This window comes from Anaeromyxobacter diazotrophicus (assembly GCF_013340205.1).
GTDB lineage: Bacteria > Myxococcota > Myxococcia > Myxococcales > Anaeromyxobacteraceae > Anaeromyxobacter_A > Anaeromyxobacter_A diazotrophicus.
In genome coordinates this window covers 56,412-72,546 of sequence record NZ_BJTG01000006.1, presented here as the reverse complement: position 1 = coordinate 72,546, position 16,135 = coordinate 56,412, and the positions used below count along the sequence as shown (strand labels likewise).

Sequence of the window (16,135 nt, the reverse complement as noted above, 5' to 3'; positions counted from 1 at the left end):
ACCCGCGACCATGCTCGACAAGCTCGCCGTGGCGCGCGCGCTCCGCGAGATCGGCCTGCTCCTGCAGGCGCAGGGTGAGAATCCCTTCAAGGTCCGCGCCTACGAGACCGGGGCGCGGGCGCTCGAGGACAGCCAGGAGGACCTCCCGGCCCTGGTCTCCTCGGGGCGCCTCACCGAGCTGCGCGGGATCGGCGAGGCGCTCGCGAAGAAGATCTCCGAGCTGCACCTCACCGGCCGGACCGCCCTCCTCGAGCGCCTGCGGACCGAGCTGCCGCCGGGGCTGCTCGAGCTCCTGCAGGTCCCCGACCTGGGCCCGAAGAAGGTCGCCGCGCTGCGCGAGGCGCTGGGCGTCGGTTCGGTGGCGGAGCTGGAGGCGGCCTGCCGCGCCGGGCGGGTGCGCGGCGTGAAGGGGTTCGGCGAGAAGACGGAGCAGCGCCTGCTCGAGGCCCTCGCCCGGTTCCGGGGCCGCGAGGCGCGCCTGCTCCTCTCGGACGCGCTCGAGCTGGGCGAGCGGCTGGTGCGCCACCTCCGCGCCGGCCCGGACGAGCGGGTGGACCTGGCGGGCTCCGCCCGGCGCCGGAAGGAGACGGTGGGGGATCTCGACCTCGTCGCCTCCGCCCCCGGGCCGGCGGACTTCGCGGGGCGGCTGACCGCCTTCCCCCTGGCCGCCGAGGTGGTGGCGCGCGGCGAGACGAAGACCGTGGTGCGGCTCGCGAGCGGCGTTCAGGTGGACCTGCGGGTGGTGGCGCCGGAGGATCACGCCGCCGCGCTCCACCACGCCACCGGGTCGAAGGGGCATCACGTCCGCCTGCGCGGCCTCGCCCGCGACCGCGGCTACAGCCTGTCCGAGTACGGGCTGGCGGCCCTCGACGGCGGCGCGCCGATCCGGGTGGCCTCGGAGGAGGAGCTCTACGCCCGGCTCGGCCTCCCCTTCATCCCGCCCGAGCTGCGCGAGGACGCGGGCGAGCTCGAGGCGGCGCTGTCCGGCGCGCTGCCGACCGACCTGGTGCGGCAGGAGGACGTGCGTGGCCTCGTCCACTGCCACACCCGCTGGTCGGACGGCCGGGCCACGCTGGAGGAGATGGCGGCCGCCGCCGACGCGCTGGGGATGGAGTACCTCACCATCACCGACCACTCGCCCTCGGCCCACTACGCCGGCGGGCTCACGGTGGACCGGCTCCGCGCCCAGTGGGACGAGCTGGCGCGGGTGCAGGAGAGCGTGCGGGTGAAGCTCCTGCGCGGCACCGAGTCCGACATCACCGAGGACGGCCTGCTCGACTTCCCCGACGCCGTCCTGGAGCAGCTCGACGTCATCGTGGCGAGCGTCCACACGCGCTTCAAGATGGACGAGGCCGCCATGACGCGCCGGCTCCGGCGCGCCATGGAGCTGCCCGTGTTCAAGATCTGGGGCCACGCGCGCGGGCGGCTCCTGCTGGAGCGCGAGCCCTTCGAGTGCCGGATGGAGGAGGTGCTCGACGCGCTGGCCGGCGCGCGCGGCGCGGTCGAGGTGAACGGCGACCCCCACCGGCTCGAGCTCGAGCCCCGCTTCCTCCGCCTCGCGACCGAGCGGGGCATCCCGGTGGTGCTGTCGGTGGACGCCCACTCCACCGCAGCCTTCGGGTACCTGCGCTTCGCGGTGGACACCGCCCGCCGCGGCTGGATCCGGAGGGGCCAGGTGCTGAACGCGCTGCCGGCGGAGGCGTTCGCGCGCGCGGTGCGGCCGGCGTAAGGCCCGCGCGCACGCGCCTCGCGAGGCCAGCGCCTTGTCGCCCGCGGCGGCACCGCTTACGCTGCGGTCGCCTTGGCCGCCCCCGCCCAGAAGCTCACCACCTCGCAGTCGCTCCGCGCCGCCTTCTCCAGCTGGCGGCTCGGCTCGGTGTCCCTCCTCTCCTTCAGCTCCGGCCTGCCGCTCGGGCTCGTGCTGACCGCCATCCCGTTCTGGATGCAGCAGGAGGGCATCGACATCAAGTCGATCGGGCTCGTCACGCTGGCGCAGGCGCCCTACGCCTTCAAGTTCCTCTGGTCGCCGCTCATGGACCGCTTCGCGCCCCGGCGCGGGCGCAAGCGGGCCTGGATCGCCATCGGCCAGGTGCTGCTCGCGGCGAGCGTCGCCGCCCTGGCGCTGTGGGCCGGGCGGCCGACCATGGGCGCCATCACCGTCCTCACCCTGCTCATCAGCTTCTCCTCCTCCACGCAGGACATCGCCATCGACGCCTACACGGTCGAGGTGCTGCGCAAGGAGGAGCAGGGCGCGGCGGTGGGGGCGCGGGTCGCGCTCTACCGCGCCGCCATGTACATCGGCGGCGCGGTGGTGGTGTCGATCGGGCCGAAGATCGGCTGGGGCCTCGCCTTCGTGCTGCTCGGGCTCGTCTTCCTGGCGCTCCTGCCGGTGACGGCGCTCGCGCCCGAGCCGGAGGGCGTGCCCCCCGCCCCCGCCTCGCTCCGCGCGGCGGTCTGGGACCCCTTCGTCAGCTTCTTCCGCCACCCGCGCGCGCTCGAGATCGCGAGCTTCCTGTTCCTCTACAAGTTCTCGAACAACGTGGCCGAGGCGCTGGTGCGCCCGTTCCTCGGCCAGCTCGGCTACCACCCGCTCGAGGTGGGCATCGCCACCGGCACCATCAGCCTCTTCGCCAACATCGGCGGCACCATCCTGGGCGGCCTCGCCTGCACGGCCTGGGGCGTCGGGCGCGCGCTGTGGGTGTTCGGGGTGGTGCAGGCGCTCGCGCACGGCGGCTACGCGGTGGTCGCCGAGCTCGGCATCAACCGCCCGGCCATGTACGCCGCCATGGGCCTCGAGGCGGGCGCCATCGGGCTCGGCACGGCCGCGTTCAACGTGCTCCTGCTCCGCATCACCCAGAAGCGGTTCAGCGCCACCCAGTACGCCCTCTTCTCCAGCATCTTCGCGCTCAACCGGACCGTGGCCGGGCCGCCGGCGGGCGTGCTCATCGACGCGCTGGGGTGGCGCGACTTCTTCCTGCTCACCATCCCCATGGCCATCCCCGGCATGGTGATGCTGCAGCGGTTCGTGCCGTGGCAGGCGCGGGAGATCCCGGAGACGGCCGAGGCGGACCTGGGCGCCGGCGAGAAGGTGGGCGCTCCGGTCACGGCGGGCGCGCTCGTCCGGCGTGGGCTCTACGCGGCGGTGCTCTCCGCGGGGCTCTTCTACCTCACGAGCGCGGTGCTCCTCGCCCTGCGCGCGATGCACGGCGGGAAGGCGCCCTTCGAGCTCGCCCGCGCCACCGCCGTCATGCTCCACCCGGCGCGGCCGTCCGACTGGCTCGACCTCGTGGGCCCGCCGGTGGCCGGCGTCGTGATCGGCTTCGCCTGGGCGGCGTTCCTGGCGGCGCGCCACGGCATCGCGGCGCGCGGGCCACGGGGCTAGGAGAGACGCCCCTCCCCCGCGGCGCCGCCGGCGGGGGTGACGGCGCGGGCGATCCCCGCCCTTCCCGGCCCCGCCCGGCCCGCTACTTCCGGGCCAGCGTCTCCCCGCGCGCCTTGGCCTCGGCGGCGAGGTTCTTCACCGAGAAGCCGGGCGTCTGGGCGTACTCGTCGGTGGCGACGGTCGAGAACGGCTTCGCGTTCGCCTTCATCTCGGCGAGCTTCTCGGCCGGGATGGAGGAGGCGCCCCGGCGCAGCCAGGGATCGTACTGGTACGAGACGGGCGGGCCGCGCAGCAGCCGCTTCTCGTCCCAGATCTGCGCGGCGCGCGTGTACGACGGCGGCGCGTGCTCGCCCGAGTCCATCCGGATGGCGTCCTTGGGGCACGCCTCGACGCAGAACCCGCAGACCACGCACCGGAGCTCGTCGATGACGAACTTGGTCGGGTACTTCTCGATGGGGTCGTCCGGGAGCTCGCCCGCCTCGATGTAGATGCACTGGGCGGGGCAGATGGTCGCGCACATGTAGCAGGCGACGCAGCGCGGCCGGCCGTCCTCGCGCGGCACGAGCCGGTGCAGGCCCCGGTAGCCGGGCGGGTACGGGACGCGCTCCTCGGGGTACTGGAGCGTCGCGTTCTGCGACAGCGAGCGATCCCGCGCCAGCATGTCCGGGTTCTTCTCGCGCCCGAAGAAGAAGTTCCGGAGGAACTGCTTCATGAGGATGCCGACCCCCCGGATCACCTCCGGGAAGTACAGGCGCTCGCGCAGGTCGGCGGCGGTGTCGTCGAGGCGGTAGGGCATCGGGGGCCTTCTCCTAGTGACCAGGCGCGGCGTGCGCGGCGGCGTGGGCGGGCGCGGGGACCTCGCCCTTCTTGCTGGCGGCCGCGGTGAGGAGGACCATCGCCACCAGCTCCACCAGGCCGACCGCCGCCAGGAGGTGCAGCGAGCCGTCGAGCAGGATGAGCGCGCCGGAGACGAAGACGTTCCCGAGCGCGATGGGCAGCATCATCTTCCAGCACAGCTTCTGCACCTGGTCGAAGCGGAAGCGGGGCAGCGTCCAGCGGATCACGAGCTGCAGCCAGCACAGCAGGAGCACCTTGCACAGGAAGGCGCCGGCGCAGATGGCGGCCCACGCCACCGAGGCCTCGCCGAAGGTGTCCTTCAACGTCTGCTCGAAGAGGATCGGGTGCCACCCGCCGAAGAAGATGGCGGCCGTGATGCCGGCCAGCACCACCACCTCGATGAACTCGGCCAGGAACATCATCCCGAACTTCATGCCCGGGTACTCGACGAAGTAGCCGACGATCTCGCTCTCGCCCTCGGGGAGGTCGAAGGGCGCGCGCTTGGTCTCCGCGAAGGAGGACGCGAAGAAGACCAGCATGCCCACCGGCTGCAGGAAGACGCCCAGCGCCGGCAGGAAGCCCCACAGGAGCTGCCCCTGCGCCTGCACCATCTCCTCCAGGCGGAGCGACTGGTACGCCATCATGGAGCCGACCAGCGCCAGGCCGAGCGAGACCTCGTAGCTGATCATCTGCGAGCTGGCGCGGACGCCGCCGAGGATGGCCAGCTTCGAGTTCGACGACCAGCCGGCGAGCGCGGTGCCGTACACGGCCAGCGAGGCGGCGCCGAACACGAAGAGCAGCCCGGCGTCGATGCTCGCCACCTGCAGCGCCACCTTGTGGACGGCCGTGCCCACCGCGATGTCGACCGAGGGGCCGACCGGCACCACCGCGAAGAGCACGAAGGACGGCGCGAAGGCCGCCATGGGCGCGAGCTCGTACATCAGGCGCGAGCGCTGCGAGGGCTCGATGTTCTCCTTCGTCAGCATCTTCAGGGCGTCGGCGATGAGGAAGAAGATCCCGCCCACCGAGGTCCCGAACACCTTGATGCGGTTCGGGCCGATCCGGTTCTGGATCATGGCCGACCACTTGCGCTCGCCCACCGTCAGGAGGGCCGCGGTGGTCATGACCACGCCCGCCATGAGCAGGAGCACGTTCGCGATGGCCGCGCCGTAGGTGGGCGGCAGCCCGTGGCCGGAGGTGAAGTGCTCCACCAGCGCGACCACCCAGTAGAGCCCGTACGACAAGAGCACCAGCGCCACCGGGCCGAACATCGCGAACAGCAACATGCCGAGGAATCGCCGCACGCCGCCCTCCTATCTCGTGACCTTGAGCAGGTCCATGCGCGTGTCGCCCACCGCGTCGGTGGGGACGCGCTCGCGGTACCCCGGGAGCCGACCGTCGACCGTGCCCGCCGCCAGCGGCACCAGGCCGCGCCGCTTCTGGGTGGAGGGCAGGCTGTCCCACTCGAAGCCGGGGAGCGACCCGGCGACGCGCGCGCCGAGCTCGTCCCACACCCCGCGCGCGCTCTGGAACCGCCAGGCGAGCCCGAGCGCCCGGCCCAGCTCCGCCGCCAGCGCCCAGTGCGGCCGCGCGCCGCCGCGCGGCCAGTAGGCGAGCTCGAACCGCTGCGGGCGCCCCTCGAAGTTGACGTACGTCCCGTCCGCCTCGCTGTGGGGCGCCGCCGGCAGGAGCACGGTCGCCTCGCGCGCGAGCGGGCCGTGGTTGTACGCCTGGCACACCAGCGTCTCGAGCCGGGCGAAGGCCGCCGCGGCGGCCGGGTCCGGGACCTCGGTCCCCACCGCCCAGACCGCCTTCACCCGGCCGGCCTCGATGGCCGGCCCGAGCTCGGCGAAGGGCTTGAGCGCGAGGCCGAACGCCTGCGCCACCAGCTCCAGCCCGCGCCGGTTGGGGTTCTCGTCGGCGCGCTTCAGGAAGTCGTCCTGCCAGCCGTCGGGCCGGCCGCCCACGTACACCTCGGAGAGCCCGAGGCCCTCCTTCGCCACCAGCGCCGCGACCAGCAGGTCCTCGAGCGAGGCGACCGGGGAGAAGAGCGCGGCCAGCGCCCCGCCCGCCGCGGCCTTCCGCAGGGCCCCGGCGGCGGCCTCGGCGGCCGCCGGGAGCGGGAGGTCACGCGCGGCCGCGCCGCGGCCCTGGAACGCCGTCAGCACGCGCTCCGAGTTCAGGTACTTGTAGGAGAGCCGCCCGTCGTCGCACATCCACTCCTGGTTGACGGCCTCGTTCTCCCGCGGGCGGTACCGGAAGGTCGTCTCCTTGAGGTAGTCGAGGAACGTGTTGCACCCGCGCGAGCAGCCGGTGCAGACGCTCCGCGCCGAGGACATGAACCAGACGCGGCCGCGGAACCGGAGGTCGGTGCTGGTGAGCGCGCCCACCGGGCAGATGTCGACCACGTTGCCGGAGTACTTGGAGTCGAGCGGCTGCCCGTCGAAGGTGGTGATGAACGACTCGTTGCCGCGCTCGTCCACGCCGAGCTGCGGCTTCTTCGCCACCTCGCGCATGAAGCGCACGCACCGGGTGCAGAGGATGCAGCGCTCCTGGTCCAGCACGACCATCGGGCCGAGCGGCACCCGCTTCCCCTTCTCGACCTTCGGCATGTCGAGCCGGGAGGGCTTCTGGTCGTACTTCATGTAGTAGTCCTGCAGCTTGCACTCGCCGGCCTGGTCGCAGATGGCGCAGTCGACCGGGTGGTTGAGCAGCAGGAACTCGAGCGTCGCGCGCTGCTGGTCCTTCACGCGCGCGGTCTCGGTCTTGACGGTGATGCCCTCGGCCACCGGCATCTGGCAGCCAGGCATGAGCTTGCCGCCGGGCGCGTTCGACATCTCCACCAGGCACATCCGGCAGTTGGCCGCGATGGAGAGGCGCTTGTGGTAGCAGTAGTACGGGATCTCGACGCCGACCGACTTGGCGGCCTCGACGACGTTCGTCCCCGGCTTCACCACCACCTCGCGACCGTCGATGGTGCAGGTCACGAAGCCCGGGTTCTTGGGCGGCGGGGGCGCGGGCGGGCCGGGCGGCGGCTTGGGGGCCGCGGTCGCCGGTGCGGGGGGCTTCGTCTCGTCGGCCATCTCGGTGTTCTCCGAGGCGGGGGACGACCCCCCGCCTCACGTGGCGGTGTCCTCACGGCGGGGGTCCTGCCCCGCCCTACGGCCGTCGCGCCCTACTGCTCGACCTCGCCGCCGATCATGTTGATGCTGTCGTACGTCGGGACGAGGTCGGCGAGCAGCGCGCCCTTGGTCATGTGCGGGAGGGCCGCCACCATGGGCCAGCCCGGCGCCCGCAGCCCGAGCTTGTAGGCGCGGCCGCCGCCGTCGGAGACGGCGTAGAAGCCGAGCTCGCCGTTGGCCGCCTCGGTGTAGCTGTACGCCTCGCCCGCCGGGACCTTGATCCCCTCCATGACGAGCTTGAAGTGCGCCATGAGCCCCTCGATGGTGCCGTACACCTGGGGCTTGGGCGGCAGCACGTACCGGAAGTCCTGGACGACGATGTCTCCCGGCTCCATCTGCCGCAGGCACTGGCGGACGATGCGGTCGGACTGCCGCATCTCCTCCATGCGCATGAGGTACCGGTCGAAGTTGTCGCCGTTCTTCCCCACCGGGACGTCGAAGTCGAGCTGGTCGTAGACGAGGTACGGGGCCGCCTTGCGGATGTCGTACGGCTCGCCCGACGCCCGCAGGCAGGGCCCGGTGAAGCCGAAGTCGAGCGCGTCCTCGCGCGAGATGACGCCGGTGCCGCGGGTGCGGTCCATGAAGATGCGGTTGCGGGTGAGGAGCTTGTCGATGGTCTCGCGCAGCTCCGCCACGCGGGCGAGCGTCTGCTCGACCTTGGCCGGCCAATCGTCCGGGCAATCGCGCGAGACGCCGCCCACGCGCACGTAGTTCGAGGTGAGCCGCGCGCCGCAGATCTCGGTGAGGCGGTCCCAGATGAGGTCGCGCGCCTCGATGCCGTAGAGGAACACCGTCATCGCGCCGAGCTCGAGGCCCATGGCGGCCACCAGGGTGAGGTGGTCGCAGATGCGGTGCAGCTCGCCGGTGAGCACGCGCAGGTAGCGGGCGCGCAGCGGCACCTCCATCTTGCACAGCTTCTCGACCACCAGCGCGAACCCGACGTTGTTCAGGATCGAGCTCACGTAGTTGAGCCGGTCCGTGTACGGGAAGCACTGGCCCCAGGTGACGTTCTCGCAGCTCTTCTCGAAGCCGCGGTGGAGGAAGCCGATGTCGAGCTTCATCTCGACGATCGTCTCGCCCTCGAGCGCGACCACGGCGCGGGTGACGCCGTGCATGGCGGGGTGGCTCGGGCCGAGGTTCACCACCATCTGCCGGCCCTTGAGCGGCGCGTCGAGCGCCCCCTCGTAGCCCCGCGCGTGGTGCTGCCCCTCGAACGGCCGCGCGGGCTCGCCCGCGCCGAAGCTGCCCGGCGTCGCCTGCGGATCGCGTCCGCCCATCCCGTGGGAATCGGTGGCCATCGCTGTCGCGCCCTCGCTAACCGTCACGCCCGGCGGGCCCCGGCCCGCGGAAGATGTCGCCGATCTCGCGCTCCTTCACGAGCGGCTGCCGCCCGCGGAGCGGATAGTCCTTGCGCAGCGGGTGCCCCACGAACTCGTCGTACATGAGGAGCCGGCGCAGGTCCGGGTGGCCGCGGAACTTGAGGCCGTACATGTCGAAGCAGTAGCGCTCGAACCAGTCGGCGCCGCGCCACACCGAGGTCACGCTCGGCAGCTCGAGGTCGCCCTCGGGCACCTTCACCCTGAGGCGAAGCCGGTGGTTGTGCACGGTCGAGAGCAGGTTGTAGACCACCTCGAACCGCGGCTCGACGCCGAGGTAGTCCACCGCCGTGATGTACGGCGCCATGTTGAAGGCGAGCGCGGGCTCGGTCTTGAGGAACCGGCACACCGACGCGATCTCGCTCTTGCGCACGAAGATGCAGTCGTCGCCGCCCACGCCCTCGTACGGCTCGTACACGTCGCCGGGGAAGCGCGCGGCCAGCGCCTCCAGCACCGCCTTCGCCATGCGCTACCTCCGCTCCCCGCCACCCTGGGCGAGCGTCGGCACCTGGGCGCGGTCGATGAGCTTGTGCTGCTGGTCCTGGATCTTGCGCTGCAGGAGCATCAGGCCGTCGAGCACCTGCTCCGGCCGCGGCGGGCAGCCCGGGATGTAGACGTCCACCGGGATGACCCGGTCGATGCCCTGCATCGTGGCGTAGTTGTCGTAGAAGCCGCCGGAGCTGGCGCAGACGCCGAAGGCGATGACCCACTTCGGCTCGCTCATCTGCTCGTAGACGCGCTTCAGGATGGGCGCCTGCTTGCAGTTGATGGTGCCCACCACCAGCAGCAGGTCCGCCTGGCGCGGCGAGAAGCGCGGCACCTCGGCGCCGAAGCGCGCGATGTCGTAGCGCGCCGACGAGACGCTCATGTACTCCATCCCGCAGCAGGCCGTGACGTACGGGTACTGCCAGAGGGAGTTCTTCCGCGCCCAGCCGAGGCCCTTCGAGACCATGCGCTGGAAGAAGCCGGTCGCCTCCTCGCGGCGGGTGGCGATGACCGGGGTCGTGTCGAGATCGGAAGCCACTAGTCGCTCTCCATGTCGAGCGCGCCCTTCTTCCACACGTAGGCCAGGCCGATGACGAGCGTGAAGGCGAAGAACGCCATCGCGACGTAGCCCGGCCAGGCGAGCTCCTTGAGCAGGACCGCCCAGGGATAGACGAAGACCGCCTCGACGTCGAACACGATGAACAGTAAGGCGACCATGTAGAACTTCACGCCAAACCGCTCGCGCGCGCTGCCGACGGGATCGGAGCCGCACTCGAAGACGCTCGACTTCACCGCGCTGGGGTGCCGCGGGCCGAGGAGCGTGGCCGCGCCGACGAGGACCACCGCCAGGAGCCCGGCCATGAAGAAGGCGACTGCGAGTGGAAAATAAGTTTGAAGGGGGGTCATCGTCTCCCTGCCCGTGGAGGAGCCCAACGTAGGAGCGAGTGCGCCCCCTTTCCTGCGTCAACCTGTAATCATTGTCAAACGAAATCCCCCGCTTGACAGACTGTGCCCGGGCGGGGTATTCCGCCTCCCGCCTTTCCCTTCATGCACGCCTTTCGCCGGGAGCGAACCCGATGGGCTATGGATTCGGCGCGGTCTTCGCCTTCGCTGTGGTGGCCATCGGCTTCGCGGCGATCGCCCTGACGGCCGGGCGCTTCCTGCGGCCGAACTTCCCCGAGGCGGCGAAGGCCAGCATCTACGAGTGCGGCGAGAAGCCCATCGGCACCGCGTGGATGAATTTCAATCCGCGGTTCTATCTCGTCGCCCTCGTCTTCGTGATCTTCGAGGTCGACATTGCCCTCACCTTTCCGGTGGTGGCCGTCTTCAAGGAGTGGGTGGCGTTCAGCCCCCGCACCGGCCTCATCGCGCTCGCCGAGCTGCTCCTCTTCACCGGCATCCTGGTCGTCGGGCTGGCCTGGGTCTGGGTGCACGGCGATCTGGAGTGGGTGAAGAAGCTGGCGGAGCTGGACGAGCGCCCGGCGCAGCGGCCGGCCGCGCGGAAGGCTGCCTGATCGCATCTACGAGCGCAGGGCCCCGCGGGGGAATGAGGCCGGGGGGAGCTGACGTTCCGTCTCACACGCAGTCGCGAGGAGAGTCGGACGCAATGGCTTCGAGCAACCTGGTGGACGCCGGCATCGGCGGCGACGTCCTGCTGAGCCACACGAGCCAGCTCGACGACCTGATCAACCTGGCGCGCACCAACTCGCTGCACTACCTGCTCTTCGGGCTCGCCTGCTGCGGCATCGAGCTCATGCAGACCGGCGGCCCGCGCGCCGACCTCGACCGCTTCGGCGCCGTCTTCCGCGCCAGCCCGCGCCAGTCCGACTTCATGATCGTGGCCGGCACGCTCACCTACAAGATGGCCGAGCGCTGCAAGCTGCTCTACGACCAGATGGCCGAGCCCAAGTACGTCATCTCCATGGGCTCCTGCGCCAACTGCGGCGGGCTCTTCCAGGCCTCGTACTCCGTGTGCAAGGGGGTCGACAAGGTCATCCCGGTGGACGTCTACGTCCCGGGCTGCCCCCCGCGCCCCGAGGCGCTCACCGAGGGTTTCCTCAGGTTGCAGGAGCTGGTGAAGCGCGAGCGGTGGAAGGACAAGACCCGCCGGGCGGCGCCGAGCCCCTCGAACGTCGTTCGCGTCGCCTAGTCACGCGGTGGAGTCCGTCGGGGCGAGCGTTCACCGCGCGTGCGGTGCGCCCGCCTCGACTCACGTCGGAAGCGCGAGAGGACTGATGACGGTCAATGAGATCCACGAGCGGCTGCAAGCCCAGTTCGGCGAGGCGGTGGGCCCGCTCTCCGAGCCGAAGCTCGACGCGTTCGCGGTGGTGAAGGCCCAGAAGATCGTCGAGGTGGCGCGCTTCCTCAAGGAGACGCCCGGCCTCGAGCTCGATCACTGCAACGACCTCACCGCGCTCGACTGGCCGGCGCGGAACGTGATCGAGGTCGTGTACCACCTGTTCTCGTACGGCCACCGGCACGGGATCGTGCTGAAGGTCGAGGCGGATCGCGCCAACCCGGTGGTGCCCTCGGTCGAGGGCGTCTGGAAGGCCGCCAACTGGATGGAGCGGGAGTGCTACGACATGTTCGGCGTGACCTTCACCGGTCACCCGGATCTGCGCCGCCTCCTCCTCCCAGACGACTGGCAGGGCTTCCCGCTCCGCAAGGACTACCAGGAGGCGGGCGGCTACCACGGCATCCCGAACACGCGCGAGAACCCGCTCGTGGAGCTGCGCCGGCTGGACGAGAAGCGGCGCGCCGAGCGCCCGGCGCCGCCTCCCCCGCCCGCCGCCTCCACCCCACCTGCCGCGCCGGCCGAGCCGGCGAAGGCCTAGGGAGCCGCCATGGAGAAGCTCATCCTGAGGCGGGTCGACCACGCGGGCGAGGAGATGCTCCTCAACTTCGGCCCGCAGCACCCCTCGACCCACGGCGTCATCAACTTCCTCGTCGACACCGACGGCGAGGTGATGAAGAAGGCCATCCCGGACATCGGCTACCTGCACCGGGCGCTGGAGAAGATCGGCGAGTCGACCGGGTACCCCGGCTTCATGCCGTACACCGACCGCATCGACTACGTCGCGGCGATGTTCGCCAACGAGGGGTACGCGATCGCGGTCGAGCGGCTGCTCAAGGTCGAGGTGCCGCCCCGCGCCCAGTGGCTGCGCGCCATCGCCTGCGAGCTGTGCCGCATCGCGAGCCACCTCGTCTCGACCGGCACCATGGCGAGCGACATCGGCGCCACCACGCCGCTCGTCCACGCCCTGCGCGAGCGCGAGACGGTGAACGACCTCATCGAGGCGCTCTGCGGCGCGCGGCTCACCTACAACTACCTCCGCATCGGCGGCGTCGCCTTCGACCTGCCCGAGGGCTGGCGCGACCGCGTCCTGAAGTTCCTCGACCACTTCGACACGATGCTGGTCGAGTGGGACCGCCTCATCACCTTCAACACCATCTACATCCGGCGCCTCGCCAACGTGGCCGTCATCGGGAAGGAGCAGGCCATCGACTACGGCCTGGTCGGCCCGAACCTGCGCGGCTCCGGGATGGACTGGGACGTGCGGCGCGACGTGCCCTACGGCGCGTACCCGAACTTCAAGTTCGAGGTGCCCATCGGCCGCGGCAAGTACGGCACGGTCGGCGACGCCTTCGACCGCTACTACGTGCGCGTCCTCGAGATGATGGAGTCCTCGAAGATCGTCCGGCAGGCGCTCGAGTCGCTGCCGGAGGGCGAGATCGTCGCCAAGGTCCCGCGCAAGGTGAAGCCGGAGGCGGGCGAGGCGTTCAGCCGCGTCGAGTCCGCCCGCGGCGAGATGGCCTACTACGTCGTCTCCGACGGCACCGAGAAGGCGTACCGGGTGCGGGCGCGCACCGGGAGCTTCACCGCGATGGGCATCATCGAGGACATCTCGCCCGGCCTGATGGTGGCGGACCTGGTCGCCCTCATCGCGTCGATTGACGTCGTCGCTCCCGAGATCGACCGCTAGGAGCCCGAGCCCCCCATGCCCGTCAACTATCCCCCCGCTCCGAAGCACACCCCGCGCTGGATGATCGCCGTCACCCTGGCGGCGATGGTCGGCATCCCCGCCCTGATCCTGGGCGCCGTCCTCGTCGCCACGCCGCTCCTGCAGCCGGGCGTCCTCGACGCCGCGCTCGGCTTCGGGCCGGAGACCTCGCCCTGGACGCGCGACCTCGTCTACGTGGCCGCGGTCCTCGGGCTCGGCTTCCTGATGGTGAACTTCGGCGCCATCTTCTCCGGCGCCATCTCCTGGTACGAGCGCCGCGTCGCCGGCCGCATCCAGAGCCGCATCGGCCCGAACCGCGCCGGCTTCCTCGGCTTCTTCGTCTGGATCGCCGACGCGGTGAAGATGATCCTGAAGGAGGACCTCGTCCCGGCCGAGGCCGACGCGCTGCTCTTCCGCGCCGCGCCCTACTTCGTGCTGGTCGGGTTCGCCTGCACCTTCGTGGTGCTGCCCTTCGGCCACTCGCTGGCGGTGACCGACCTCGACGTCGGCATCTTCTACGTGACGAGCGTGACCGCCCTCACGGTGGTGGGCATCCTCATCTCCGGCTGGTCCTCCAACTCGAAGTGGGCGCTCTTCGGCGGCATGCGCTCCGCGGCCCAGGTCATCTCGTACGAGATCCCGGCCGGCCTCGCCATCTTCGTCCCGGTGGCGATGGCGGGCACGCTGTCGATGCAGGGGCTCATCCGCGCCCAGGGCGGCTTCCCCTGGGAGTGGTTCGCCTTCCGCAACCCGGCCGCGCTGGTGGCCCTCTTCATCCTGTTCACGAGCCAGCTGGCCGAGGCGAACCGCACCCCGTTCGACCTGCCCGAGGCCGAGTCCGAGCTCGTCGCCGGCTACCTCTCCGAGTACTCCGGCTTCCGCTTCGCGATCTTCTTCCTCTGCGAGTGGGGGAACATCTGGGTGCTGTCGGCCATCGCGGTGACGCTCTTCCTCGGCGGCTGGCAGATCCCGGGCGTCACGGCGGAGCAGATCGACGCCGTCCGCGGCGCCGCGACCGTCCCCGCCCTCGCCTGGTGGGGCTGGAACGCGCTCTCGCTGGTCGTGTTCACCGCCAAGACGCTCGTCCTCTGCAACGTGGTGGTGTGGCTGCGCTGGACGCTCCCCCGCATCCGCGTCGACCAGATGATGGGCCTGTGCTGGAAGTACCTCGTCCCGATCGCCTTCGGCTGCCTCGTCTTCACGCTCTTCTGGCAGGTGGGCGTCGGCGCCCGCCCGCAGCTCGAGGCGATCACCGGCGGCGTGCTGTTCGCCGGCGCGGTCGTCCTGGCGCTCCTGTTCGGCCGGCGCGTGCGCCTCAACATCCAGGCCGTGCAGGGCGACAAGTTCGACCTCTCCAACTGGTGACGGGAAAGATCCGATCATGCCCAAGGAAACCGTCGAGCAGTACATCGGGAACGTGACCGACACCGTGTCGTCGTTCTGGCACGGTCTCTCGATCACGCTCTCGTACCTGCTGCGCCGCCCGATCACGACGCAGTATCCCGATCGGACCGAGCTTCCGGTACGCGACACGTTGCCGCCGCGCTACCGCGGCTTCCTCGAGGTCGATGCGTCGATCTGCACGGGCTGCCAGGCCTGCGAGCGCGCCTGCCCCATCGGCTGCATCCAGATCAACCTCGAGAAGGACGCGGCGAACCCCAAGCTGCGCGTCGTCACGCAGTTCGACATCGACGAGGCGAAGTGCATGTTCTGCGGGCTGTGCGTGGAGCCCTGCCCCACCGGCGCCATCCAGCACACCCGCGAGTTCGAGGCCTCGCAGCGCTCGGTGCGGAACCTCACCTTCCGCTGGGCCGACCCCGAGAACCCGTTCCCGGTCTACAAGGTGGTGAAGGGCGCCGAGTACTTCCCGCGCGCGCCGCTCGGCTCGATCCTGCGCGCGCGCCTCGAGGCGAAGCGCTGGGACGCCCCGGGCCCCGAGTTCCTGCCCCCCGACCCGAACGCCGCCGCCCCGAAGAAGGCCGGCCCCGGCGCCAAGGCCGCGGCCGCGAAGCCCGCGCCGGCCAAGGTGGCCGAGGCGAAGCCGGCCGAGGCGGTGCAGGCGGCCGCGCAGACCGCCGCGCCCGCCGAGGCGACCGCCGCCCCCGTCGCGCCGGCCGCCCCGGCGGCCGCCCAGCCCGACGGCGGCGCCGCCGCGGCCCCCACCCCCCCGAACCCCGGCGACGGCCAGCCGGCCTAGAGGAGACCGTCCATGTCGAAGAAGCTCTACACGTGGATCGCCCTGGCGGCGCTGGTCGTGCTCTTCGTGGGCGTGCTCGGCGTCGAGGTCGGTCGCGGCGGCGCGCTGCCGGCCGACTTCGAGGTCGGTCCGTTCACGCTCCGCGACGCGATCTTCTACCTGTTCGCCGCGCTGACGGTCGCCGGCGCGGGGCTGACCGCCTTCTCGCGCAACATCGTCTACAGCGCCGTCGGCCTGCTCACGGCGCTCACCGGGGCCGGCGCGATCTACGCCTGGATGGACGCCGACTTCCTCGCGGTGACCCAGCTCCTCGTCTACATCGGCGGCGTCCTCGTCCTCATCCTCTTCGCGGTGATGCTGACGAACCGCATCACCGAGGTGAAGGTCTCGAACGTGAGCCTGGGCGTGGCGGGCGGGGTGGCGCTGCTCGCCTCCACCGTGCCGGTGCTCTGCTTCGTCGCCCTGGCGACCCCCTGGGCCGCCCACGAGCCCGAGGCGTTCGGGCCCACCACCCGCAGCATCGGCAACGCCTTCCTCTCGCAGTGGCTCCTGCCGTTCGAGCTCGCCTCGCTGGTGCTCCTCGCCACGCTCATCGGCGCGGTCGTCATCGCCCGCAAGGAGCTCAAGGCCGACGAGCCGGATCCCTCCCTCGGCTAAGGCCCCGCACCCCCCGG

General features: G+C 71.3%; 16 protein-coding genes. 9 read left to right on the top strand and 7 right to left on the bottom strand.

Features of this window, described 5'->3' with window-relative positions:
• The first annotated feature begins 10 nt into the window (after nucleotides 1–10).
• Together polX and HWY08_RS13280 are read left to right on the top strand one after the other, a co-directional pair.
• On the top strand, nucleotides 11–1,729 hold the full coding sequence (gene polX, locus HWY08_RS13285; RefSeq protein ID WP_176065949.1) for a DNA polymerase/3'-5' exonuclease PolX: 1,719 nt from the start codon (nucleotides 11–13) through the stop codon (nucleotides 1,727–1,729).
• Between the two features lie 72 nt (nucleotides 1,730–1,801).
• Nucleotides 1,802–3,382, top strand: a complete 1,581-nt coding sequence (locus HWY08_RS13280; protein WP_176065946.1) for an MFS transporter — start codon at nucleotides 1,802–1,804, stop codon at nucleotides 3,380–3,382.
• An 82-nt stretch (nucleotides 3,383–3,464) separates the two neighbouring features.
• On the opposite strand, the gene HWY08_RS13275 is transcribed toward HWY08_RS13280, so the two are convergent.
• The 7 genes from HWY08_RS13275 to HWY08_RS13245 form a co-directional block, all read right to left on the bottom strand.
• Nucleotides 3,465–4,178 carry a NuoI/complex I 23 kDa subunit family protein gene (locus tag HWY08_RS13275; RefSeq protein ID WP_176065944.1) on the bottom strand — a complete coding sequence of 238 codons (714 nt, stop codon included), beginning with the start codon at nucleotides 4,176–4,178 and terminating at the stop codon, nucleotides 3,465–3,467.
• 13 nt (nucleotides 4,179–4,191) lie between these two features.
• Nucleotides 4,192–5,523 (bottom strand): complex I subunit 1/NuoH family protein, encoded by a 1,332-nt coding sequence (locus HWY08_RS13270; protein ID WP_235969620.1) that lies wholly within the window; start codon nucleotides 5,521–5,523, stop codon nucleotides 4,192–4,194.
• A gap of 9 nt (nucleotides 5,524–5,532) precedes the next feature.
• On the bottom strand, nucleotides 5,533–7,302 hold the full coding sequence (locus tag HWY08_RS13265; protein ID WP_176065942.1) for an NADH-quinone oxidoreductase subunit G: 1,770 nt from the start codon (nucleotides 7,300–7,302) through the stop codon (nucleotides 5,533–5,535).
• 92 nt (nucleotides 7,303–7,394) lie between these two features.
• Complete coding sequence (locus HWY08_RS13260) at nucleotides 7,395–8,699, bottom strand: NADH-quinone oxidoreductase subunit D (RefSeq protein WP_176065940.1); 1,305 nt, start codon at nucleotides 8,697–8,699, stop codon at nucleotides 7,395–7,397.
• Between the two features lie 16 nt (nucleotides 8,700–8,715).
• Entirely contained in the window at nucleotides 8,716–9,243 is a 528-nt protein-coding gene (locus tag HWY08_RS13255; RefSeq protein WP_176065938.1) for an NADH-quinone oxidoreductase subunit C, read from the bottom strand.
• A gap of 3 nt (nucleotides 9,244–9,246) precedes the next feature.
• Nucleotides 9,247–9,801, bottom strand: coding sequence for an NADH-quinone oxidoreductase subunit B (locus tag HWY08_RS13250; protein WP_176065936.1), 555 nt, complete (start codon nucleotides 9,799–9,801; stop codon nucleotides 9,247–9,249).
• A complete protein-coding gene (locus HWY08_RS13245; protein ID WP_176065933.1) occupies nucleotides 9,801–10,169 on the bottom strand; it encodes an NADH-quinone oxidoreductase subunit A in 369 nt (122 codons plus the stop codon). Before HWY08_RS13245 ends, HWY08_RS13250 begins: the two co-directional genes overlap by 1 nt.
• 170 nt (nucleotides 10,170–10,339) lie before the next feature.
• Here HWY08_RS13245 and HWY08_RS13240 point away from each other — a divergent pair, with 170 nt between their 5' ends.
• The 7 genes from HWY08_RS13240 to HWY08_RS13210 all read left to right on the top strand — a co-directional run bounded on the left by HWY08_RS13240 (nucleotide 10,340) and on the right by HWY08_RS13210 (nucleotide 16,118).
• Nucleotides 10,340–10,777, top strand: coding sequence for an NADH-quinone oxidoreductase subunit A (locus tag HWY08_RS13240; protein WP_176065931.1), 438 nt, complete (start codon nucleotides 10,340–10,342; stop codon nucleotides 10,775–10,777).
• A gap of 92 nt (nucleotides 10,778–10,869) precedes the next feature.
• Nucleotides 10,870–11,412 (top strand): NADH-quinone oxidoreductase subunit NuoB, encoded by a 543-nt coding sequence (gene nuoB, locus HWY08_RS13235; protein ID WP_176065929.1) that lies wholly within the window; start codon nucleotides 10,870–10,872, stop codon nucleotides 11,410–11,412.
• Between the two features lie 85 nt (nucleotides 11,413–11,497).
• Nucleotides 11,498–12,097, top strand: a complete 600-nt coding sequence (locus HWY08_RS13230) for an NADH-quinone oxidoreductase subunit C (RefSeq protein WP_176065927.1) — start codon at nucleotides 11,498–11,500, stop codon at nucleotides 12,095–12,097.
• A gap of 9 nt (nucleotides 12,098–12,106) precedes the next feature.
• Entirely contained in the window at nucleotides 12,107–13,246 is a 1,140-nt protein-coding gene (locus tag HWY08_RS13225) for an NADH-quinone oxidoreductase subunit D (protein WP_176065924.1), read from the top strand.
• Nucleotides 13,247–13,261: 15 nt separating this feature from the next.
• Nucleotides 13,262–14,629 carry a complex I subunit 1/NuoH family protein gene (locus HWY08_RS13220; RefSeq protein WP_176065923.1) on the top strand — a complete coding sequence of 456 codons (1,368 nt, stop codon included), beginning with the start codon at nucleotides 13,262–13,264 and terminating at the stop codon, nucleotides 14,627–14,629.
• Nucleotides 14,630–14,645: 16 nt separating this feature from the next.
• Complete coding sequence (locus HWY08_RS13215) at nucleotides 14,646–15,461, top strand: NuoI/complex I 23 kDa subunit family protein (RefSeq protein WP_176065921.1); 816 nt, start codon at nucleotides 14,646–14,648, stop codon at nucleotides 15,459–15,461.
• 12 nt (nucleotides 15,462–15,473) lie between these two features.
• Nucleotides 15,474–16,118 carry an NADH-quinone oxidoreductase subunit J family protein gene (locus HWY08_RS13210; RefSeq protein WP_176065919.1) on the top strand — a complete coding sequence of 215 codons (645 nt, stop codon included), beginning with the start codon at nucleotides 15,474–15,476 and terminating at the stop codon, nucleotides 16,116–16,118.
• Nucleotides 16,119–16,135: the final 17 nt, after the last annotated feature.